16 protein-coding genes are annotated in these 19,356 nt (G+C 71.5%); 7 read left to right on the top strand and 9 right to left on the bottom strand.

Annotation, left to right across the window (positions count from 1 at the left end; genetic code table 11):
* Nucleotides 1–131: 131 nt before the first annotated feature.
* The 3 genes from ACFC1T_RS03295 to ACFC1T_RS03285 form a co-directional block, all read right to left on the bottom strand.
* On the bottom strand, nt 132–1,466 hold the full coding sequence (locus ACFC1T_RS03295) for an MFS transporter (RefSeq protein ID WP_375882894.1): 1,335 nt from the start codon (nt 1,464–1,466) through the stop codon (nt 132–134).
* Between the two features lie 155 nt (nt 1,467–1,621).
* Complete coding sequence (locus tag ACFC1T_RS03290) at nt 1,622–2,704, bottom strand: inositol-3-phosphate synthase (RefSeq protein WP_375882892.1); 1,083 nt, start codon at nt 2,702–2,704, stop codon at nt 1,622–1,624.
* A gap of 127 nt (nt 2,705–2,831) precedes the next feature.
* Complete coding sequence (locus ACFC1T_RS03285) at nt 2,832–3,548, bottom strand: PadR family transcriptional regulator (RefSeq protein ID WP_375882891.1); 717 nt, start codon at nt 3,546–3,548, stop codon at nt 2,832–2,834.
* Between the two features lie 515 nt (nt 3,549–4,063).
* Here ACFC1T_RS03285 and ACFC1T_RS03280 point away from each other — a divergent pair.
* Nucleotides 4,064–6,580: a transglycosylase domain-containing protein gene (locus ACFC1T_RS03280; RefSeq protein WP_375882888.1), complete on the top strand. Its 2,517-nt coding sequence runs from the start codon at nt 4,064–4,066 to the stop codon at nt 6,578–6,580.
* A 174-nt stretch (nt 6,581–6,754) separates the two neighbouring features.
* Nucleotides 6,755–8,338 carry a glycosyltransferase family 87 protein gene (locus tag ACFC1T_RS03275; protein ID WP_375882885.1) on the top strand — a complete coding sequence of 528 codons (1,584 nt, stop codon included), beginning with the start codon at nt 6,755–6,757 and terminating at the stop codon, nt 8,336–8,338.
* A 36-nt stretch (nt 8,339–8,374) separates the two neighbouring features.
* On the opposite strand, the gene ACFC1T_RS03270 is transcribed toward ACFC1T_RS03275, so the two are convergent.
* The 3 genes from ACFC1T_RS03270 to ACFC1T_RS03260 form a co-directional block, all read right to left on the bottom strand.
* Entirely contained in the window at nt 8,375–9,409 is a 1,035-nt protein-coding gene (locus tag ACFC1T_RS03270; protein WP_375882884.1) for an alanine racemase, read from the bottom strand.
* A 13-nt stretch (nt 9,410–9,422) separates the two neighbouring features.
* Entirely contained in the window at nt 9,423–10,541 is a 1,119-nt protein-coding gene (locus tag ACFC1T_RS03265) for a lipid II:glycine glycyltransferase FemX (protein WP_375882883.1), read from the bottom strand.
* A gap of 168 nt (nt 10,542–10,709) precedes the next feature.
* Nucleotides 10,710–11,009, bottom strand: coding sequence for a hypothetical protein (locus tag ACFC1T_RS03260; protein WP_375882880.1), 300 nt, complete (start codon nt 11,007–11,009; stop codon nt 10,710–10,712).
* A gap of 318 nt (nt 11,010–11,327) precedes the next feature.
* Here ACFC1T_RS03260 and rpsF point away from each other — a divergent pair, with 318 nt between their 5' ends.
* The 4 genes from rpsF (at nt 11,328) to rplI (ending at nt 13,103) form a co-directional block, all read left to right on the top strand.
* Nucleotides 11,328–11,618: a 30S ribosomal protein S6 gene (rpsF, locus tag ACFC1T_RS03255; RefSeq protein ID WP_375882877.1), complete on the top strand. Its 291-nt coding sequence runs from the start codon at nt 11,328–11,330 to the stop codon at nt 11,616–11,618.
* A 96-nt stretch (nt 11,619–11,714) separates the two neighbouring features.
* The gene (locus ACFC1T_RS03250) at nt 11,715–12,323 is read left to right on the top strand and encodes a single-stranded DNA-binding protein (RefSeq protein ID WP_375882874.1); all 609 of its coding nucleotides are present in this window, start codon (nt 11,715–11,717) and stop codon (nt 12,321–12,323) included.
* A gap of 79 nt (nt 12,324–12,402) precedes the next feature.
* On the top strand, nt 12,403–12,639 hold the full coding sequence (gene rpsR / locus ACFC1T_RS03245; protein ID WP_030059640.1) for a 30S ribosomal protein S18: 237 nt from the start codon (nt 12,403–12,405) through the stop codon (nt 12,637–12,639).
* A gap of 17 nt (nt 12,640–12,656) precedes the next feature.
* The gene (gene rplI / locus ACFC1T_RS03240) at nt 12,657–13,103 is read left to right on the top strand and encodes a 50S ribosomal protein L9 (RefSeq protein WP_360227569.1); all 447 of its coding nucleotides are present in this window, start codon (nt 12,657–12,659) and stop codon (nt 13,101–13,103) included.
* 69 nt (nt 13,104–13,172) lie between these two features.
* Here the strand turns inward: rplI and ACFC1T_RS03235 are convergent, their stop codons facing one another.
* On the bottom strand, nt 13,173–14,537 hold the full coding sequence (locus ACFC1T_RS03235) for an MATE family efflux transporter (protein ID WP_375882873.1): 1,365 nt from the start codon (nt 14,535–14,537) through the stop codon (nt 13,173–13,175).
* Nucleotides 14,538–15,116: 579 nt separating this feature from the next.
* Between ACFC1T_RS03235 and dnaB the strand changes: the two genes are divergently transcribed.
* Nucleotides 15,117–16,613 (top strand): replicative DNA helicase, encoded by a 1,497-nt coding sequence (gene dnaB, locus ACFC1T_RS03230; RefSeq protein WP_375882933.1) that lies wholly within the window; start codon nt 15,117–15,119, stop codon nt 16,611–16,613.
* 55 nt (nt 16,614–16,668) lie between these two features.
* Here dnaB and ACFC1T_RS03225 read toward each other — a convergent pair whose 3' ends face one another.
* Both ACFC1T_RS03225 and manA read right to left on the bottom strand, forming a co-directional pair.
* Nucleotides 16,669–17,880, bottom strand: a complete 1,212-nt coding sequence (locus tag ACFC1T_RS03225; RefSeq protein ID WP_375882870.1) for a GNAT family N-acetyltransferase — start codon at nt 17,878–17,880, stop codon at nt 16,669–16,671.
* A gap of 139 nt (nt 17,881–18,019) precedes the next feature.
* Entirely contained in the window at nt 18,020–19,228 is a 1,209-nt protein-coding gene (gene manA, locus ACFC1T_RS03220; RefSeq protein ID WP_375882868.1) for a mannose-6-phosphate isomerase, class I, read from the bottom strand.
* Nucleotides 19,229–19,356 lie beyond the last annotated feature (128 nt).

The following is a 19,356-nucleotide window of genomic DNA, read 5'->3' as shown; positions in this document are numbered from 1 at the left end:
TCGTCCCCCGAGACAGAGTGCTGTCCTTCCGACAGGTTTACGTACCTTAGCGACCGGGTCGGACGCAATCGGTCCGGTGGCCGCAACCGGAGTCCGGGACGAACCGGTTGCGATTCCGGTACCGCGCGGTGTCAGTGGGCCTCGCCGGGCAGGGGGCCGGACCGCCGGGCGGCCCGCAGGTAGAACACCGCGGTCAGCCCGTACACCACCGCCACCCCGACCACCACCGTGACCGAGCGGCCGGACAGCGGCAGCACCAGGGCCGTCACCAGGGCGGCGGCCACGAAGGCGACGTTGAACAGCACGTCGTAGACGGCGAACACCCGGCCGCGGAACTCGTCCTCGACCGACTCCTGCACCACGGTGTCGGCGCAGATCTTGGTGCCCTGGGTGACCACCCCGAGCAGCAGCGCGGCGGCCAGGGTGGGCACCGGGGCGAAGAACAGGCCCAGCGCGGGGACGAAGACCACCGGGGCGAGCAGGCAGACCGTCATCCAGCCGGCCAGGCCGAGCCGGCGGGTGCACCAGGGGCTGACCACCGCGGCGACGAAGAACCCGGCGGCCGACAGCCCGACCGCCTGGCCGAGGGTGGCCAGCCCGGCCGCACTGTCGGTCGGGGCGTTGAAGGTGTAGCGGGCGAGCATCACCACGACCACGATCAGCACGCCGTAGCAGAACCGGGCCGCTGTGACGGCGGCCAGCGCGTGCACGGCCGGGCGGCAGTCCCGCACCAGGTGGCGGACGGCGGAGCCGAGCCCGACGGCGGCCCCCACGAGTGCCTGGCCGAGCGCGGGGCGCTCGCCGTGCTGGTCCGGGCCGAGCAGGTCGCGGTCCATCCGGCGGGCGGCCAGCGCGGCCGAGAGGTAGAGCAGCGAGGCGACGGTGACCAGTGCGGCGTCCGCCTTCGGCCCGGGGGCCATCAGCTGGTGCAGCAGGAAGCCGACGCCCCCGCCCAGGGCGGCGGCGACGGTCCCGAGGGTGGGGGAGAGGGCGTTGGCGGTGACCAGCCGGTCCTGCTCGACCACCCGGGGCAGCGCGGCCGAGAGTCCGGCCAGGATGAACCGGTTGAGCGCGGTGACCAGCAGGGCCGAGGCGAAGAACAGCCAGGTCGGTGCCTCGGCCAGGAGCAGCGCGCCGGTGCCCAGGCCCAGCCCGAAGCGGGCCAGGTTGCCGAAGTAGAGCACCTGGCGCCGGCGCCAGCGGTCCAGCAGCACCCCGGCGAACGGGCCGATCACCGAGAACGGCAGCAGCATCACGGCCAGCACCGAGGCGATGTCGGCGGGGGAGGACTGCTTCTCGGGGGAGAAGACCACGTAGGCGGCGAGCGAGACCTGGAAGACGCCGTCCGAGAGCTGGGAGAGCACCCGGGCGGTGAGCAGCCGGCGGAAGTCCCGGCCGCGGAGCAGACCGAGGAGCGTGGCGCGGTGCGCGGACTGGTGGGTGCTGCCGTTCTCGGTGATCGCCACCCGCCCAGGGTGCCACGGAACCGGGCACCGTTTCACGTGAAACATTCGCTGCGCGCACGTGAAGGGCTCACGACCGGATGATCGTGAGCCCTTCTGGCGCGTTACGAGCGGTCAGCTCGGCGCCCGGTGTCCTACGGTCGCGAACCGAGCTGTGCTCAGCGCTCGACCTCGCCGCGGATGAACTTCTCGACGTTCTCCTTGGCCTCGTCGTCGAAGTACTGGACCGGCGGGGACTTCATGAAGTACGAGGAGGCCGACAGGATCGGGCCGCCGATGCCGCGGTCCTTGGCGATCTTCGCGGCGCGGACGGCGTCGATGATGACACCGGCCGAGTTCGGGGAGTCCCAGACCTCGAGCTTGTACTCCAGGTTCAGCGGGACGTCGCCGAACGCGCGACCCTCCAGGCGGACGTAGGCCCACTTGCGGTCGTCCAGCCAGGCCACGTAGTCCGAGGGACCGATGTGGACGTTCTTGGCGCCCAGCTCGCGGTCGCGGATCTGCGAGGTGACGGCCTGGGTCTTGGAGATCTTCTTGGACTCCAGGCGCTCGCGCTCGAGCATGTTCTTGAAGTCCATGTTGCCGCCGACGTTCAGCTGCATGGTGCGCTCGAGGATGACACCGCGGTCCTCGAACAGCTTGGCCATCACGCGGTGCGTGATGGTCGCGCCGACCTGGGACTTGATGTCGTCACCGACGATCGGCACGCCGGCCTCGGTGAACTTGTCCGCCCACTCCTTGGTGCCCGCGATGAACACCGGCAGGGCGTTCACGAAGGCGACCTTGGCGTCGATGGCGCACTGGGCGTAGAACTTGGCGGCCTTCTCGGAACCGACGGGCAGGTAGCAGACCAGGACGTCGACCTGCTGGTCCTTGAGGATCTGGACGACGTCGACCGGGGCCTCGTCCGACTCCTCGATGGTCTCCAGGTAGTACTTGCCCAGACCGTCGAGGGTGTGGCCGCGCTGGACGGTCACGCCGGTCGGCGGGACGTCGCAGATCTTGATGGTGTTGTTCTCGCTGCTGCCGATGGCGTCGGCCAGGTCGAAGCCGACCTTCTTGGCGTCGACGTCGAAGGCGGCGACGAACTCCACGTCACGGACGTGGTAGTCACCGAACTGGACGTGCATCAGCCCGGGGACCCTGCCGGCCGGGTCGGCGTCCTTGTAGTACTCGACACCCTGCACCAGCGACGCGGCGCAGTTGCCCACGCCCACGATGGCTACGCGAACCGAACCCATTCCGGTTGCTCCCTCTGATCTCATGAGGGCCGTCGGAACAGACGGCACTCGTCCTGCTTCTTCGAATGACTGCTTGTACGGGCGCGAGGCGCCCACTCCTGCCGCGCGGCACAGGGCTGACGCGGCGTCAGCGCTCCTGGGCGGAGCGCCCCGGGCGGTCGTACGGTGGCCCGGACGGGTCGGAGGACCCGGTCTCCTGGCCACGGCCGTCCGAAGTCGTGTGGGGTACGGCGGTGGTTCCGGCGGTCCCGGTGGGGGTGCCGGTGGCGGGCCCGGTCCGGCCGGTGCGGTTGGCCCGCTCGGTCTCGATCAGCTCGTTGAGCCACCGGACCTCGCGCTCCACCGACTCCAGGCCGTGCCGCTGGAGTTCGACGGTGTAGTCGTCGAACCGTTCGCGGGCGCGGGCCAGCGAGTTGCGCATCCGCTCCAGGCGCTCCTCCAGCCGGCTGCGGCGGCCCTCCAGGACGCGCATCCGGACGGCCCGGTCGGTCTGACCGAAGAAGGCGAAGTGGACGCCGAAGCGCTCGTCCTCCCAGGCCTCCGGGCCGGAGTCGGCGAGCAGCTCCTCGAAGCGCTGCTTGCCCTCGGGGGAGAGCCGGTAGACGATCTTCGACCGCTTGCCGTTGAGCGCGGTGGCCGGGACGTACTCGACGTCCGGGTTGTCCTCGACCAGGAAGCCCTGGGCGACCAGGCTCTTCAAGCACGGGTAGAGCGTTCCGTAGGAGAGCGCCCGCAGTGCCCCGAGCAGGATGTTGAGCCGTTTGCGCAGTTCGTAGCCGTGCATCGGGGCGTCGTGGAGCAGCCCGAGAACGGCGAACTCCAGCACTCCTGAGCGCCTGCCCACTGCCGTCGTCCTCCTCCCTCTCGACCCTCGCTCCGGCCGTTCCCTCGGCGGTATACCGCTTCGATGTATCGGCTCGATATATCGAGAACAGTAAACCCGACCCCCGGAACGAGCAAGGGGGGCACGCGTGAATGTGATCACAAGCCGACGCGCGGGTGGGGTTGGCAACGGCCGTGTAATGATCTGCTGCCGTTTTGCGGGCATTGGCACCTGATGCCCGATTAGGAAGGTTTTCCCGCTGCGTACGCTGTCGCGTGTGCACGAGGACCAACCTCCGGGGTTAGGGCGGTCCGGGCATCGGACAGGAACCCTGCCTTCAGGCCGACCGGGCCTGGCGAGGAGCGGCTGGAAACATGAGCGAGCGACGGCGAAGGACGCCCAATTCGGGCGGTGACGGGCAGCAGCCGCCGGGAGGCGGCGGCCGTCGGGGCGGCCCCGGCCCCGACGAACTGGGCTCGGAAGGCGTCGGCCGTCGGCGTCCGCCCGGTGTCCGGGAGACTGCCCAGCAACCCCGGATGGGCCGCGCCGAGATGCGCAAGGCCTCCCAGAAGAAGGGGAAGGGCGGTGGCCGGCGCGGTGCCGCCGCCGCCTCCGCCGCCGCTGCGGCCGGCCCCGGCAAGAAGCGCTTCATCGACTACCCGCGGTTCGGCAAGACCGGCTTCCGGCGCTGGCTGCCGTCCTGGAAGCTGGTCTCCAGCGTCTTCCTGGTGTGCTTCGCCGCCTGCGTGGGCGTCGTGTTCTACCTGTACCAGACCACGACGGTGCCCCAGCTCAAGGACCTGGTGAAGGACCAGAACACCATCTACTACTGGGCCGACGGTTCGGAGATGACCCGCAAGGGCGAGACCAACCGTCAGATCGTCGAGCTCAACGACATCAACCCCACCCTGCAGAACGCCGTCATCTCGGCGGAGAACGAGACCTTCCGCACCGACAGCGGCATCGACCCCAAGGGCATGCTGCGCGCCGTCTACAACATGGCGAAGGGCGGTGAGACCCAGGGCGCCTCGACGATCACCCAGCAGTACGTCAAGAACGCCTACCTGAGCCAGGAACAGACCATCAGCCGCAAGCTGAGGGAGTTCTTCATCACGCTCAAGCTCAACCAGCAGACCAGCAAGGAGGAGATCCTCAAGGGGTACCTCAACACCAGCTGGTTCGGCCGCAACGCCAATGGCGCCCAGGCCGCGGCGCAGGCGTACTACGGGGTCAACGCCAAGGACCTGAACCTCTGTCAGAGTGCCATGCTGGCCGGTCTGTTGAAGGGCGCCAACTACTACGACCCCTCCAAGCCGGCCAACCACGACCGCGCGGTGGAGCGCTGGAAGTGGATCCTGGACCGGATGGTGACCACCCACAACGCCACTCCGGAGGAGCGGGCGAAGTGCACCACCTTCCCCGAGCCGATCGCGTTGAAGGCCAGCTCCAACATGAACGGTGAGATCAGCTACCTGGTCGACACCGCCAACCAGTACGTGACGACCACCGACAAGTCGATCACCCAGCAGATGCTCGACAAGGGTGGCCTGAAGATCTACACCACCTTCGAGAAGGACAAGGTCGACGCCCTCAAGAAGGCCGTCGACGACGTCAAGGGCGAGAACCTCGACCCGCAGAAGCGGCCCAACAACGACACCTTCGTCCAGTTCGGCGCCGCCAGCATCAAGCCCGGGGACGGCGCGATGGTCGCCATCTACGGCGGCGACGGCGTGGAGAACGGCCACTTCGACAACAACGCCAACGCCGGCGGTGTCCAGGTCGGCTCGACCTTCAAGCCCTTCGTCCTGGCCACCGCGATGCAGACCGGTGTGCAGACCGCGAAGGACACCGACGGCAAGCCGAAGCGGATCAACGCGGACAGCCGCTACCTGGCCGACGACATGTCCGAGATCCGCAAGCCCGACGGCTCGCTGGTGATCGGCGACGACGGCAAGCCCTACCGGCAGAAGAACGAGGACGCCGGCAAGCGCGGCTACGTCTCGCTGCGGCAGGCCATGCAGTTCTCGTACAACGTGCCCTTCGTCCAGCTCAACCAGGACGTCGGCGGCCCCGCCGTGGCCGACATGGCCGTGCAGATGGGCATCAAGCGGGAGAGCCTGGCCGACCCGAAGACCGCGACCTTCCCGCTCGGCACCTCGACCATCAGCCCGATCCGGATGGCCACCGGCTACGGCACCCTGGCCGCCAGCGGCAAGGAAGCCGAGCCCTACTCGGTCACCAAGGTCGAGGTGGACGGCAAGGAGCGCCCGGGCTTCGGCAAGAAGGACGCCAAGGTCGCGCTGGAGCCGGCCGTCGCGGACAACGTCACCGACGTGCTGGTGAACGTGGCCAAGAACGGTACCGGTACCAAGACCAACACCCTGGGCCGCCCGGTGGCCGGCAAGACCGGTACCACCGACCAGAACAAGTCGGCCTGGTGGGTCGGCTACACCCCGCAGCTGGTGACCAGCGTCGCGATGTGGCGCGAGGACCCGAACAAGCACGACCGGGAGTCCCTCAACGGCACCGGCGGCAAGGAGTCCATCCACGGTGGTGACATCCCCACCGACATCTTCACCCGGTACATGAAGGCCGCACTGGCCAACGAGAAGAAGGTGGACTTCCCGACCCCGCAGCCGGTCGGCACCGAGGTGGACTCCTCCGGCGCGCCGTCCACGGCCACCATGACGCCCTCCCAGACCCCGACCACCACCCCGCCGACCACGGTGGAGACCCAGCAGCCGACCCAGCAGCCCAACCAGCCGCAGCCCCCGCAGCCCACCCAGGGCAGCGGCTGCGTGCCGACCGTCGACTGCCCGCCGACCGCGCCGCCGACCCAGACCCACAAGCCGAAGCCGACGGACACCCCCTGCAACCTGATCCTCGGTTGCCCGTCGACGCCGCCGGCCGGTGGCAACGGTGGCGCCGGCAACGGTGGTGCCGGCAACGGCGGCACCGGCGGCAAGCCGACCCCGAGCAGCACCGGCGGCGCCGGTGGCGGCGGTGCCGGCGGTGGCGGCGGCCTGCAAGGCGGTGGCGCAGCGGCCGGGTAGTAGCCCGGTCCGACCGGTCCGACCGGTGAGAAGCCGACAACGGCGGTGGCGGTCCTCCTCGGAGGGCCGCCACCGCCGTTTCGTCACGATTCGCCGCCCGCGCCCCGTCCGTACCGCCGGACCACCGCAGGGTCCTCCTCGTCCCGGCGCATCCGGTGCGGCAGGATGTCCGGCATGACGTCGAGCGATCGTGACGAAACCGGCGGCCCGGACGGGCCCGGCGCCGCCGCAGGGCCCACCCCGGCGGCCGTCGCCACGGCCGTGCCGGCGGCCGACACCGTGGTCGTCCCGGCGGACGAGGACCGGGTGGCGGCGGCCGGCAGCGAGGTGTTCGGCGGCCCGCCCGGCCGGCGGGCGCTGCTCGGCGTCTCCTGGTGGATCCCGGTGCGGGTGCTGGCCCTGGTGGTGATCGTGGTCTCCGCGCTCGGCATGGTGCACAACCTGCCCTGCTACGACCAGGCCTGGTTCCAGCCGGGCTCGCCGCAGTACATCCACGCCTGCTACAGCGACGTCCCCCACCTGTTCTCCGGCCGCGGCTTCGCGGCCGGGCTGCACCCGTACGTGGACCGCATCCCCGGCACCACGGGGGACCTCCAGTACCTGGAGTACCCGGTGCTGACCGGCCTGTTCATGCAGGTCGCGGCCTGGCTGACGCCCGGCGGCGGCACCGAGCAGGCCCAGGAGCAGTGGTTCTGGGCGATCAACGCCGGGCTGCTGATGGCCTGTGCGGTGGTCGCCGCGGTCGCGCTCTCGCGCACCCACCGCCGCCGCCCCTGGGACGCGATGCTGTTCGCGCTCTCGCCGGTCCTGCTGCTCAACGGCACGATCAACTGGGACCTGCTCGCGGTCGCCCTGGCCGCCGTGGCGATGGCCTGGTGGTCCGGCTCCCGGCCGGGCTGGGCCGGGGTCTTCATCGGCCTGGCCACCGCGGCCAAGCTCTACCCGCTGCTGCTGATCGGCCCGCTGCTGGTGCTCTGCTGGCGGGCGGGCAAGTGGCGCGAGTTCCGGCTGCTGCTCGGCGGCGCGGTCGGGGCCTGGCTGGTGGTCAACCTGCCGATCATGCTGGCCAACTGGCAGGGCTGGTCGACCTTCTACGTGTTCAGCAAGCACCGCGGCGAGGACTACGGCTCGTTCTGGCTGATCCTGATGCAGCAGCGCGGCGTGGGGCTGGCCGACCTCGACCTCTACATCGGCGTGCTGATGGTGCTGGGCTGCGCGGCCATAGCGTGGCTCGCCCTCTCGGCGCCGCGCCGGCCGCGGTTCGCGCAGCTGGCCTTCCTGGTGGTCGCGCTGTTCGTGCTGGTCAACAAGGTGTACTCGCCGCAGTACGCGCTCTGGCTGCTGCCGCTCGCGGCGCTGGCCCGGCCGCGCTGGCGCGACCTTCTGGTCTGGCAGGCCTGCGAGGTGCTGTACACCCTGGGCATCTGGTCCCACCTGGGCTTCGTCACCGGGCCCAAGCAGCACGGCATCGGCGAGCCCTGGTACCACTTCGCGATCGCGCTGCACCTGCTCGGCACGCTCTACCTGGTCGTGCTGGTGGTCCGGGACGCCCTGTACCCGGACCGCGACCCGGTCCGCTGGGACGGCACCGACGACCCCTCCGGTGGGGTGCTGGACGGCGCGCCGGACGTGGTGACCCTGGGCGCCGCCCGGCGGCTGGAGGAGGAGCGGAGCTACGCCGGATACGCGCCGGCCGGCTCCTTCGAGCAGTGGCTGGAGGAGCCACCGGCGAAGGAACCGGCCGACGGGAAGGCGTAGCGGCCCCCAGCGGCCCGTAGCGGCCGCCGGCGGCTCCTAGCGGTCCACCACCCGGTCGAAGTGGGTGGTGGTGTGCCGGACCTGGAGGCCCAGCTCCTCGCCGATCGCGGGGGGCGCGGTCTCGCCGTCCAGGAACAGCAGCGAGACCTGCATGTGCGGCGGCTCGGCGAACCAGAGCTGCTTGCCCGCCCAGTGGAACGGCGACTTGGTCTTGTTGACCGTCGCCAGGCCGGCCCGGGCGATGCCCTTGGCGCGGGCGCCCATGCTGGCCACGTACTTGGGCGCCTCCAGGCCGATGCCGTGCGCGGTGCCGCCGGCGACCACCAGGATGTGGCCGTCGGTGGGCGCCGGGTGCTGGCGGTAGCCGTAGCGCTCGCCCTTCTTCAAGGGGGTGACGTCCAGGACCGTGGCCCGGACCTCCAGCGCGCCGTGGTCGCCCAGCCAGAGCCGGGTGCCGATCCGGGCCCGGAACACGGTGCCCGGGTAGCGCTGGGCCAGCTGTTCCATGCCGGCCGCGCCCAGGTGGCTGACGAAGACGGTGTGCACCGGGATGCCGGCCGCCAGCGCGGTGTCCACCCAGTACACGACCTCCTCGACCGGGCTGGAGCCGTCCGGCCGGTCCATCGGCAGGTGCAGGGCGAGGCCCTCGAAGGAGACGCCGTCCAGCTCGGCGGCGACGGTGCGCAGGTCGGCGGCGCTCACGCCGTGCCGGCGCATGGTGGTCATGCACTCCAGCACCACCCGGGCGCCGTGCAGCGAGCGCAGCGCGTCCACGCTGGCCACCGTGCGGATCACCCGGGAGTGCGGCAGCGGGAGCACCTCCTCGCCGACCCGGTAGGGCGTGAGCACCAGCAGCTCGCCGCCGTACCACTCGGCGGCGTCGGCCGCCTCGTACGCGGTGCCGACGGCCAGCACACCGGTGCCGAGCAGGGTCGCCTCCTCGGCCAGCCGGTGGTTGCCCAGGCCGTAGCCGTTCCCCTTGGCGACGGGCACCAGGCCGGGGAACTCGGCGAGGACGGAGCGCTGGTGGGCGCGCCAGCGTTCGGTCTCGAGGTAGAGCGACAGCGTCATCGGGGCAGCCTCCTCAGCGGCGGGACATGTAGAGGTCGAGGGCCTTGTGCAGCAGCTTGTTCAGCGGGAAGTCCCACTCGCCGAGGTACTCGGCCGCCTGGCCGCCGGTGCCGACCTTGAACTGGATCAGACCGAACAGGTGGTCGTTCTCGTCCAGGGTGTCGCTGATGCCGCGCAGGTCGTACACGCCGCCGCCGAGGGCGTAGGCGTCGCGCATCATCCGCCACTGGATCGCGTTGGACGGCTTGACCTCGCGCTTGTGGTTGGCCGAGGCGCCGTAGGAGTACCAGACGTGCTCGCCGACCACCAGCATCGTGGTCGCGGCCAGCGGCTCGCCCTCGTGGTAGGCGATGTAGAGCCGCATCCGGTTCTGGTCCTCGGCGGTGAGGGCCTGCCACATCCGCTGGAAGTAGGACAGCGGGCGCGGGGTGAACTTGTCGCGCTCGGCGGTGACCAGGTAGAGCTGGTGGAAGATCGGCAGCTCGTCGTAGCCGCCCTGGTACACCTCGACGCCGCTCTTCTCGGCCTTCTTGATGTTGCGGCGCCAGAGCTGGTTGAAGTTCTTGTGGATGTCGTCCAGCGAGCGGTTGGCCAGCGGCACCTGGAAGACGTAGCGCGGCTGGACGTCGCCGAAGCCGGCCCCACCGTCGTCGCCCTGCAGCCAGCCGGCCTTGCGCAGCCGGTCGGCCACCTCGAAGGCGCGGGCCTCGTACCAGTCGGCCTCGACGTCGCGCAGGCGCTTGGCCTGCTTGGCGGCGATGGCCTCCTTGATGGTGGGGGCGTTCCAGCGGCGGATGACGATCGGCGGGCCCATCTTCACCGAGAACGCGCCCTGCGACTTCAGGTGGGCGAGCATCGGGGAGAGCCAGCGGTCGAGGTCCCGGTCGAACCAGTCGATGACCGGGCCCTCGGGCAGGTAGGCGAGGTAGCGCTTGACCTTCGGCAGCTGGCGGTAGAGCACCAGGCCCGCGCCGACCAGCTGGTCGGCCTCGTCGAACCAGCCGATCGACTCCGAGCGCCACTCGGCCTTCACGTCGCCCCAGGACGGCACCTGCATGTGACTCGCCGAGGCGCGGCTCCTGATGAAGGCGAGGTGCTCCTCGCGGGTGATCGTCCTCAGGCGCAGGCTCATTGCTCGGTGCTCCTCGTCGGTCGGGCTGCGGTGGGCCCAGGTTCTCGGGCTCGACCCTATCGTCCGGGGCCCGGCGGCCCGGCGCTGCGGGCACGACGGCGCCCCCGGCGGGTACCTGTCTGATGCAGATACGCGACGGGGGCGCCGAGGGTTCCTGGAGCCGGGTGTTCAGCCCCAGAGGCCGCCGCGGGCGATGCCGAGGTAGAAGCCGATGGCGGAGGCGCCGAGCGCGATCATCAGGACGAAGCGTTCGGCGGTGGTGACCGAGACGAACATGCCCCACAGGCCGGTGACGATCCCGGCCAGGCCGGTCCACGAGGTCAGCAGGTGCAGGTTGTAGAAGAACGAGGTGGTGAAGGCGATCACACCCAGCACGGCCGTCAGGGCCACCAGGGTGTTCTCGCGGGGGTGCGGGTGGCCGTCGGTGTTCAGCGTGAGGGCGGGCATGCGGTGGACGGACTGGGCCATGAGTCCCACCTCCTGGCGTGGAGACGAACGGGCAGGAATCCCGTTCCGTCCAGATTGCGGCGGTTGGGTCCGTCTCACAACCCCTATGCGTTTTGTTCGGCCGTCCGGGTGCAGGTAGGCTGTGCCGTCTGCACTGGTGTAGTTGTGCCCCCTTGCGCCCTCTTCCGGGTGACACCCCTGGTGGGTGTACGGGGCCCGACTGTCCGACCCGGCCGCTACCGTGGGCCGGAGTCGTCACCGCACCGGTGCCGACGCTACGCACAACCCTCCTGCCACGGAGAGACCGTGGCCGCTGAGTCCAAAGGAGGTGGGTTACTCATGCGTCACTACGAGCTGATGGTCATCCTCGACCCGTCGGTCGAGGAGCGCGCTGTCTCCCCCCTGATCGAGTCCTTCCTGGCCGTCGTCCGCAACGCCGGCGGCAAGGTCGAGAAGGTCGACACCTGGGGTCGTCGCCGTCTGGCTTACGAGATCAACAAGCAGTCCGAGGGCATCTACTCGGTCATCGACCTCAAGGCCACGCCTGAGGTCGTCAAGGAGCTCGACCGCCAGATGGGCCTGAGCGAGTCGGTTCTGCGGACCAAGGTCCTGCGCCCGGACACCCACTGAGCCACTTCTGAGGCCTTCGGGTCTCGGGTAGCTCGCGTCCGCTGTTTCACGTGAAACAGCGGTGAACGGACATCTTCCCGAGAGGTCATCACCACCATGGCAGGCGAGACCGTCATCACCCTCGTCGGCAATCTCGTCGACGACCCCGAGCTGCGCTTCACCCCGTCGGGTGCGGCGGTCGCGAAGTTCCGCATCGCGTCCACCCCCCGCACCTTCGACCGTCAGACGAACGAGTGGAAGGACGGCGAGAGCCTCTTCCTCACGTGCAACGTCTGGCGGCAGCCGGCGGAGAACGTGGCCGAGTCGCTGCAGCGCGGCATGCGCGTCATCGTGCAGGGCCGACTGCGCCAGCGGTCTTACGAGACCAAGGAAGGCGAGAAGCGGACGGTCTTCGAGGTCGAGGTCGACGAGGTCGGTCCGAGCCTGCGCTCGGCGACCGCGAAGGTCACCCGGGCCAACCGGTCCGGCGCTCCCGGCGGCGGCTTCGGCGGCCAGCAGGGCGGCGGCCAGGGCGGTAACTGGGGCGGTGGCAACGGTGGCGGCCAGCAGGGCGGCGGCAGCTGGGGTGGAAACTCCGGCGGCGGCCAGTCCGGCCCCTCCGACGACCCGTGGGCGTCCAGCGCCCCGTCCGGTGGAAACCAGGGCGGCGGCGGCTGGGGAGGCGCCCCGTCCGGTGGCGGCTTCTCGGAAGAGCCCCCGTTCTAAGAGCTGACAGATTTCGTGCGGCCCGGCCGCAGGCGTCCCCGGACGCCGGTCGGGCCGTGAACCCCAAATGGAGCACACCATGGCGAAGCCGCCTGCTCGCAAGCCGAAGAAGAAGGTTTGCGTCTTCTGCAAGGACAAGGTCAACTACGTTGACTACAAGGACACGAACCTGCTGCGGAAGTACATCTCCGACCGCGGAAAGATCCGTGCCCGCCGTGTCACCGGCAACTGCACCCAGCACCAGCGTGACGTCGCCACGGCCGTGAAGAACAGCCGTGAGATGGCGCTGCTGCCCTACACCAGCACCGCGCGCTAAGAGAGGGTGACCGAGTAATGAAGATCATCCTCACGCACGAGGTTCCGGGTCTCGGCTCCGCCGGCGAGGTCGTCGAGGTCAAGGACGGCTACGCCCGCAACTTCCTGGTCCCGCGTGGCTTCGCCATCCGCTGGACCAAGGGCGGCCAGAAGGACGTCGACGCGATCCGTCGCGCCCGCAAGATCCACGCGATCCAGACCCTGGACGCGGCCAACGAGGTCAAGGGCAAGCTCGAGGGCGTCCAGGTCAAGCTGGCCGTTCGCTCGGGTGACGCCGGCCGTCTGTTCGGCTCGGTGACCCAGGCCGACGTCGTCGAGGCCATCAAGGCCGCCGGCGGCCCGGCCGTGGACAAGCGCGCCGTCGCGATCGCCTCGCCGATCAAGACCGTGGGCACCCACAAGGTCTCGGTCAAGCTGCACTCGGACGTCGTGGCCAACCTCGACGTCGCCGTCGTGGCTGCCTGAGTTCCGTAGCACCGGCCGAGGGCCGGACTCCCCCCGGGGAGTCCGGCCCTCGGGCGTTCCCGGGCCCGCTCAGTCGCGCACGGCCCCGGTGACCAGCCAGCGGCCGCCGCGGGCGCGGGCCACCAGGAAGACCGCGCGGACCAGCATGAACAGGTTCATCGCCCACCACAGTCCGGCCAGCCCGGTGTCGGTGGCCGGCACCAGGAACGCGGCCGGGGCGAACACCGCCAGGGTGGCGAGCGCCGCCCTGGCCAGGTAGGGGCCGTCCCCGGCGCCCATCAGCACGCCGTCCAGCACGAAGACCAGGCCCGCCACCGGCTGGCTCAGCGCGAGCAGCAGCAGGGCCGTGTGCAGCTGCCCCTGGACCACCGGGTCGGGGGTGAACAGCGGGACGTACAGCGGGCGGGCCAGCACCACCAGCAGGCCCAGCACCACCCCGGAGCCCAGGCCCCACTCGACCATCCGCCGGGTGGCCGCGCGGGCGCCCGGGACGTCCGAGGCGCCCAGGTAGCGGCCGATGACGGCCTGGCCGGCGATCGCGATGGCGTCCAGCGCGAAGGCCAGGAAGCTGAACAGCGTCATGGCGATCTGGTGTGCGGCGACCTGGTCGTCGCCGAGCCGGGCGGCCACCGCGGTGGCGATCATCAGCACCGCGCGCAGGCTGACCGTGCGGACCAGCAGCGGCCCGCCCGCCCTGGCCCCGGCCCGGATGCCCGCCGCGTCCGGCCGCAGCGAGGCCCGCTCCCGGCGGGCGCCGCGGACCACCACGACCAGGTAGACCGCGGCCATCCCGGTCTGGGCCAGCACGGTGCCCCAGGCCGAGCCGGCCACCCCGAGCCCGGCGCCGTACACCAGGCCGGCGTTCAGCCCGATGTTGGCGGTGAAGCCGCCGACGGCCACCAGCAGCGGCGTACGGGTGTCCTGGAGGCCGCGCAGCACGCCGGTGGCGGCCAGCACCAGCAGCATCGCCGGGATCCCCAGGGAGCTGATCCGCAGGTACGTCACGGTGTACGGCGCCGCGGTCGGCGAGGCGCCCAGCAGGTCGGCCGCCCAGGGGGCCAGCAGCAGGGTGAGCAGGACCACCGGGACGGCCAGGCCGACGGCGAGCCAGAGGCCGTCGACGCCCTGCTGGACGGCGCCCCGGCGGTCCCCGGCGCCGATCCGGCGGGCCACCGCGGCGGTGGTGGCGTAGGCGAGGAAGACGAACACCCCGGTGGCGGTGGTGAGGGCGGCGGAGGCGACGCCGACCCCGGCGAGCTGGGGGGTGCCGAGGTGGCCGACGATCGCGGAGTCGGCCATCAGGAACAGCGGTTCGGCGACCAGGGCGCCGAAGGCGGGCACCGCCAGGGCGAGGATCTCGCGGTCGTGGCCGCGTCGGTCGTGGCCGCGGCCGGTGGGGCTGCGTCTGGAGGGCTCGGCGGGGGCGGTGCTCATGCGCTCCAGGGTACTCATCCACAGGTAAGAGGCCAATGGCCGGTTCGGTCGTTACTCGAAACTGCGAGCGGTGTGCTCCGTCCGGTCCGCGCCCACAGCTGTTCGGCGGTGTGTGAAGAATTTCTCATGCACAGGCCCCGGAAGAGGTAATCGCAGGTCAACAGGTTGACGATGGATCGATCGTCCGGTTATCCACAGGAGCTTCCACAGGGGTGTCCACAGCTTTGCGGCAGTTCTCCACAGCCCGGGGCCGCTCGTCCACACCCCCTGTGGATAACCGCCTTGGCGCGAGGGCGCCCGGCGCCTTAGCGTGGGCCCTCCACCCGACACTCCCACCGGCCCCGGCGTCCGATTTGTCGGGGCCGTGGCGTACAAAGAGGAGCGGCTCCGCTCCACCCAGCCACCGGCAAGGCCCGCTCCAACTTCGCACCACTCGCTGATCGGGGAACACGCGTGACCGGCCCCCAGTACGATGACCACGACGCCCCGCCGCCGGAGGAGGACTGGCAGACCGCCGAGGACCCCTTCCCGGCCGGCGCCTTCGACGACGCCCCCTTCCCGGACGGTCCCGGCGACCGGCTGCCGGTCTCCCGCAACCGCGGCGGCCAGGGTGGCGGCGGCGGTCAGGGCGGCAACCGGGGCGAGGGCTTCCGCAAGGGCGGCGGCGACTTCAACGGCAGGGGCGGCAAGAACGGCAAGGGCGGCGGCCGGGACGACCGCCGGGACGACGAGGGCCACGGCGGCGTCGACGGCTTCGAACGCGTCCCCCCGCAGGACCTCGCGGCCGAGCAGTCCGTGCTGGGCGGCATGCTGCTCTCCAAGGACGCCATCGCCGACGTGGTCGAGGTGCTCAAGCCGGCCGACTACTACCGGCCCGCGCACGAGATGGTGCACGGCGCGATCCTCGACCTGTACGCCCGCGGCGAGCCGGCCGACCCGATCACCGTGGCCGGCGAGCTCACCAAGCGCGGCGAGCTCCAGCGCGTCGGCGGCGCCGCCTACCTGCACACCCTGGTCAACTCCGTCCCGACCGCGGCCAACGCCGAGTACTACGCCCAGATCGTCGCCGAGCGCGGGGTGCTGCGCCGCCTGGTCGAGGCCGGCACCCGGATCGCCGGCATGGGCTACGCCGCCGAGGGCGACGTGGACGAGATCGTCAACGCCGCCCAGGCGGAGATCTACGCCGTCACCGAGCAGCGCACCAACGAGGACTACGCGCCGCTCGCCGACATCATGGAGGGCGCCCTCGACGAGATCGAGGCGATCGGCTCCCGCAACGGCCAGATGTCCGGCGTGCCGACCGGCTTCGCCGACTTCGACGCGCTCACCAACGGGCTGCACCCCGGCCAGATGATCGTCATCGCGGCCCGCCCCGCGATGGGCAAGTCCACCCTGGCGCTGGACTTCGCCCGGGCCTGCTCGATCCACCACAAGCTGCCGAGCGTGATCTTCTCGCTCGAAATGGGCCGCAACGAGATCGCCATGCGCCTGCTCTCCGCCGAGGCCAGGGTCGCGCTGCACCACATGCGCTCCGGCAACATGACGGACGACGACTGGACGCGGGTCGCCCGCCGGATGCCGGACGTCAGCGAGGCGCCGCTGTTCATCGACGACTCGCCGAACCTGTCGATGATGGAGATCCGCGCCAAGTGCCGCCGGCTCAAGCAGCGCAACGACATCAAGCTGATCGTCATCGACTACCTCCAGCTGATGCAGTCCGGCGGCTCCCGCCGGGCCGAGAACCGCCAGCAGGAGGTCTCGGACATGTCCCGTAACCTCAAGCTGCTGGCCAAGGAGCTGGAAGTGCCGGTCATCGCGCTGTCCCAGCTGAACCGTGGTCCCGAGCAGCGCACCGACAAGCGGCCGATGGTCTCCGACCTGCGCGAGTCCGGCTCGATCGAGCAGGACGCCGACATGGTCATCCTGCTGCACCGCGAGGACGCCTACGAGAAGGAGTCCCCGCGCGCGGGCGAGGCCGACCTGATCGTCGCCAAGCACCGTAACGGTCCGACCGCGACCATCACCGTCGCCTTCCAGGGCCACTACTCGCGCTTCGTCGACATGACCCGGGACTGACCCCCGGCCCCGGGCCGGCTCCCGGTGCGGAACCGGGGGCGGCCCCGGTGGCCGGTCAGAACCAGGACAGGCAGTGCGGCGGGCGCTCGGTGCGGAACAGGGCGTCGGCGAGGGCGACCGCCTCCGGGCGGTGGGCCCGGACGTGCCCGGCCCGCACCAGTGTGCCCACGGGGGTGCCGCCGAGGTAGACCGCGCCCAGGTCCCGCACGTCCAGCGAGAGGTCGGGCTCCCGGTCGGTCGGGACGCACACAGCCTCGCCGCCCCGGACGGTCAGCAGGTGGCGGGCGCGCTCGCCGAGGAACGGGTCGTCCACGTCGAGGACGAGCTCGCCGTCGGCGGACCAGCCGCGCGCGGTCAGCGCCCGGGGGACGTCCAGCAGCCGGACCCAGAGCCACTCGCTGCTGTTGCCCACCTGGGCGGCGCCGAAGTCCGCGAGCTGCCAGCGCAGCGGGTGCTCGGCCGGGGAGTGCTTGAAGACGACCTGGTCGACCAGGTCGTGCCCGAGCAGGAACCGGGCCAGGGCCGAGGTGACGGCGTCGTCGACGGCGATGGTCTCGTCCACCGTCAGGGTGTCCCCGTCCAGGGAGTAGCTGGCGTAGCCGTCCGGGGTGCCGGCGGCGTCGCGGTGGACGGCGATGTAGCGCGGCGCCGCGGCGACCGGGGGCTGCCCGGCGCCCAGGGCCCACCAGCGGTGCGGGCGGGACAGCGCGCCGGGCCGGGCGCGGCGGTAGCGGTCGTAGACCTCCTCCAGGAGGTCCCGGCAGTCGGCGCGCCGCAGCAGCTCGACCGAGCCGGTGTCCGTGCCCCCGCCGGCCCGCGGGGCGGTGAAGGCGGCCCGGTGGCGCGGCACCGTCAGCCGCCCGGTGTACGTCGCCGGGCCGTAGCCGAACCGGCCGTAGATCGCGGGCTCGGAGGCCAGCAGCACGGACAGGAACTCCCCGCGGGCCCGCAGGTCGGCGAGCTGGCGCCGCATCATCGCGGTCAGTACGCCCCGGCGGCGGTGGGTGGGCAGGACGCCGACGAAGCTCACTCCGGAGACCGGGGTGAGCGCCCCGCCGGGCAGGGTGAGCTCGAAGGAGTACGCGGCGGCGGTGCCGACCGGACGCCCGTCGTCCGTCACCGCGAGCAGGCCGCGCTCCGGTTCGATCGCCGACCACCAGACCCCGCTGCCGTCCTCGGCCCGGGCCTCCGGGAAGCGGCCGAACGCGGCGTGGACGGTGTCGACGAAGACGTCGAGGTCCTTCTCGGTCGTGGAACGGATCTCCATCGCTGCTGCGCCCTCCCCTGGGTACGGCCCACGGTGCGGGGGCCGCCGACAGTCCAGCCGTGACCGGTGGGCGGAGCAAACGAATTTCGCCCGGCCGTGGCCGGAGCGGGTCCGGGGGCGGGGCGGGTCCGGGGGCGGATCAGACGGTGACGGTGGCCCGGAAGAGGGTGCCGGGGGTGCCGGAGAGGCGGGTCGGGGTGCCGGTGGCGGGGAGGAAGGCGGACTGGCCGCGGGCGAGGTCCAGTACGGCGCCGTCGGCGGCGGTGAGCCGGACGGCGCCCTCGGTGCAGAGCAGGATCTGCGGGGTGCGGCCGTCGATCTCCCGCTGCACGCCGTCCAGTTGGAAGCGGGACAGCCGGAACTCGTCGATCGGGACGGGGTAGAGCCGCTCGCCGGGGGTGCCCTCGACCGGGACGGGGTGCACCACCTCGGGGGCGCCGGGCTCGAAGAGCACGACCTTCAACAGTTCCGGGACGTCGATGTGCTTGGGGGTGAGGCCGGCCCGCAGCACGTTGTCCGAGTTGGCCTGGAGCTCCACGCAGACGCCGGACAGGTAGGCGTGCGGCACCCCGGCGCCCAGGTAGAGCGCCTCGCCGGCCCGCAGCCGGACGTGGTTGAGCAGCAGCCCGGCGATCACGCCGCGGTCGTCCGGGAAGTCCTTCGCGATCCGGGCGTACGGGGCGTGCGGGCCGTCCGGGTCGGTGCCGGCCAGCGCGGCGACGGTTTCCCGGACGGTCCGTGCGGCGGTCTCGTCGTCCAGGGTGAGCAGGGTGGCCAGGGTGCGGCGCAGCGCCTCGGCCTCGGCCTCGGCGCCGCCGTCCTCGCCGACCGCCAGCAGCGCGATCAGCGGGTCCAGCCCGGGCACCCCGAGGGCGGCCATCAGCTCCGCCGCCCCGGCGGGCCGGCGGAAGCCGCACAGGCCCTCGAAGTCGCCGAGCGCGCACACCATTTCGGGCTTGTGGTTGTCGTCGCGGTAGCTCCGCTCCGGGGCGTCCGGCGCGATGCCGAGGGCGTTCTCGGCGGCGAAGCCGGCCCGGGCCTGGTCCGGTGTGGGGTGGGCCTGGATGGACAGCGGGATGCCGGCGGCGAGCACCTTGAACAGGAACGGCAGGCTCGGCCCGAACCGGGCCACGCTCGCCGCGCCGAGCTCGCCCTCGGGGTCGGCCGCGATCAGCTCGTCCAGTCGGCGCGGGCCTTCGCCGCGGTCGGCCCGGGACGGGTCGCCGGGGTGGGCGCCCATCCACAGCTCGGCCTGCGGTTCGCCGGTCGGCTCCTGGCCGAGCAACTCGGGCAGGGCCGTGAGCGACCCCCAGGCGTACGGGCGGACGGTGTTGACGAGCCTGTCCATGCGCGCGGTCCTACTCCTTCGCTGACGGGGCTGCCCCGGACGTCCCGGGTCCGGGCCGGCGGTGCGGGCCCGGCGGTGCGGGCGGTCCGGGCCCGGGCAAGGGCATCGACCCTAGCTGACCTGGGTCG

The organism is Kitasatospora sp. NPDC056076 (assembly GCF_042266305.1).
Taxonomy (GTDB): Bacteria; Actinomycetota; Actinomycetes; order Streptomycetales; family Streptomycetaceae; genus Kitasatospora.
Note: the sequence above shows the minus strand (reverse complement) of the source record. Positions and strands in the feature narration are given on the sequence as shown.

What these genes read in the sequence shown, in the direction of transcription:
- ACFC1T_RS03290 (WP_375882892.1), bottom strand. Translation starts at nt 2,704, where the DNA reads ATGGGTTCGGTTCGCGTAGCCATCGTGGGCGTGGGCAACTGCGCCGCG.
- ACFC1T_RS03280 (WP_375882888.1), top strand. Translation starts at nt 4,064, where the DNA reads ATGGGCCGCGCCGAGATGCGCAAGGCCTCCCAGAAGAAGGGGAAGGGC.
- ACFC1T_RS03275 (WP_375882885.1), top strand. Translation starts at nt 6,755, where the DNA reads ATGACGTCGAGCGATCGTGACGAAACCGGCGGCCCGGACGGGCCCGGC.
- ACFC1T_RS03270 (WP_375882884.1), bottom strand. Translation starts at nt 9,409, where the DNA reads ATGACGCTGTCGCTCTACCTCGAGACCGAACGCTGGCGCGCCCACCAG.
- ACFC1T_RS03265 (WP_375882883.1), bottom strand. Translation starts at nt 10,541, where the DNA reads ATGAGCCTGCGCCTGAGGACGATCACCCGCGAGGAGCACCTCGCCTTC.
- ACFC1T_RS03260 (WP_375882880.1), bottom strand. Translation starts at nt 11,009, where the DNA reads ATGGCCCAGTCCGTCCACCGCATGCCCGCCCTCACGCTGAACACCGAC.
- rpsF (WP_375882877.1), top strand. Translation starts at nt 11,328, where the DNA reads ATGCGTCACTACGAGCTGATGGTCATCCTCGACCCGTCGGTCGAGGAG.
- ACFC1T_RS03250 (WP_375882874.1), top strand. Translation starts at nt 11,715, where the DNA reads ATGGCAGGCGAGACCGTCATCACCCTCGTCGGCAATCTCGTCGACGAC.
- rpsR (WP_030059640.1), top strand. Translation starts at nt 12,403, where the DNA reads ATGGCGAAGCCGCCTGCTCGCAAGCCGAAGAAGAAGGTTTGCGTCTTC.
- rplI (WP_360227569.1), top strand. Translation starts at nt 12,657, where the DNA reads ATGAAGATCATCCTCACGCACGAGGTTCCGGGTCTCGGCTCCGCCGGC.
- ACFC1T_RS03235 (WP_375882873.1), bottom strand. Translation starts at nt 14,537, where the DNA reads ATGAGCACCGCCCCCGCCGAGCCCTCCAGACGCAGCCCCACCGGCCGC.
- ACFC1T_RS03225 (WP_375882870.1), bottom strand. Translation starts at nt 17,880, where the DNA reads ATGGAGATCCGTTCCACGACCGAGAAGGACCTCGACGTCTTCGTCGAC.
- manA (WP_375882868.1), bottom strand. Translation starts at nt 19,228, where the DNA reads ATGGACAGGCTCGTCAACACCGTCCGCCCGTACGCCTGGGGGTCGCTC.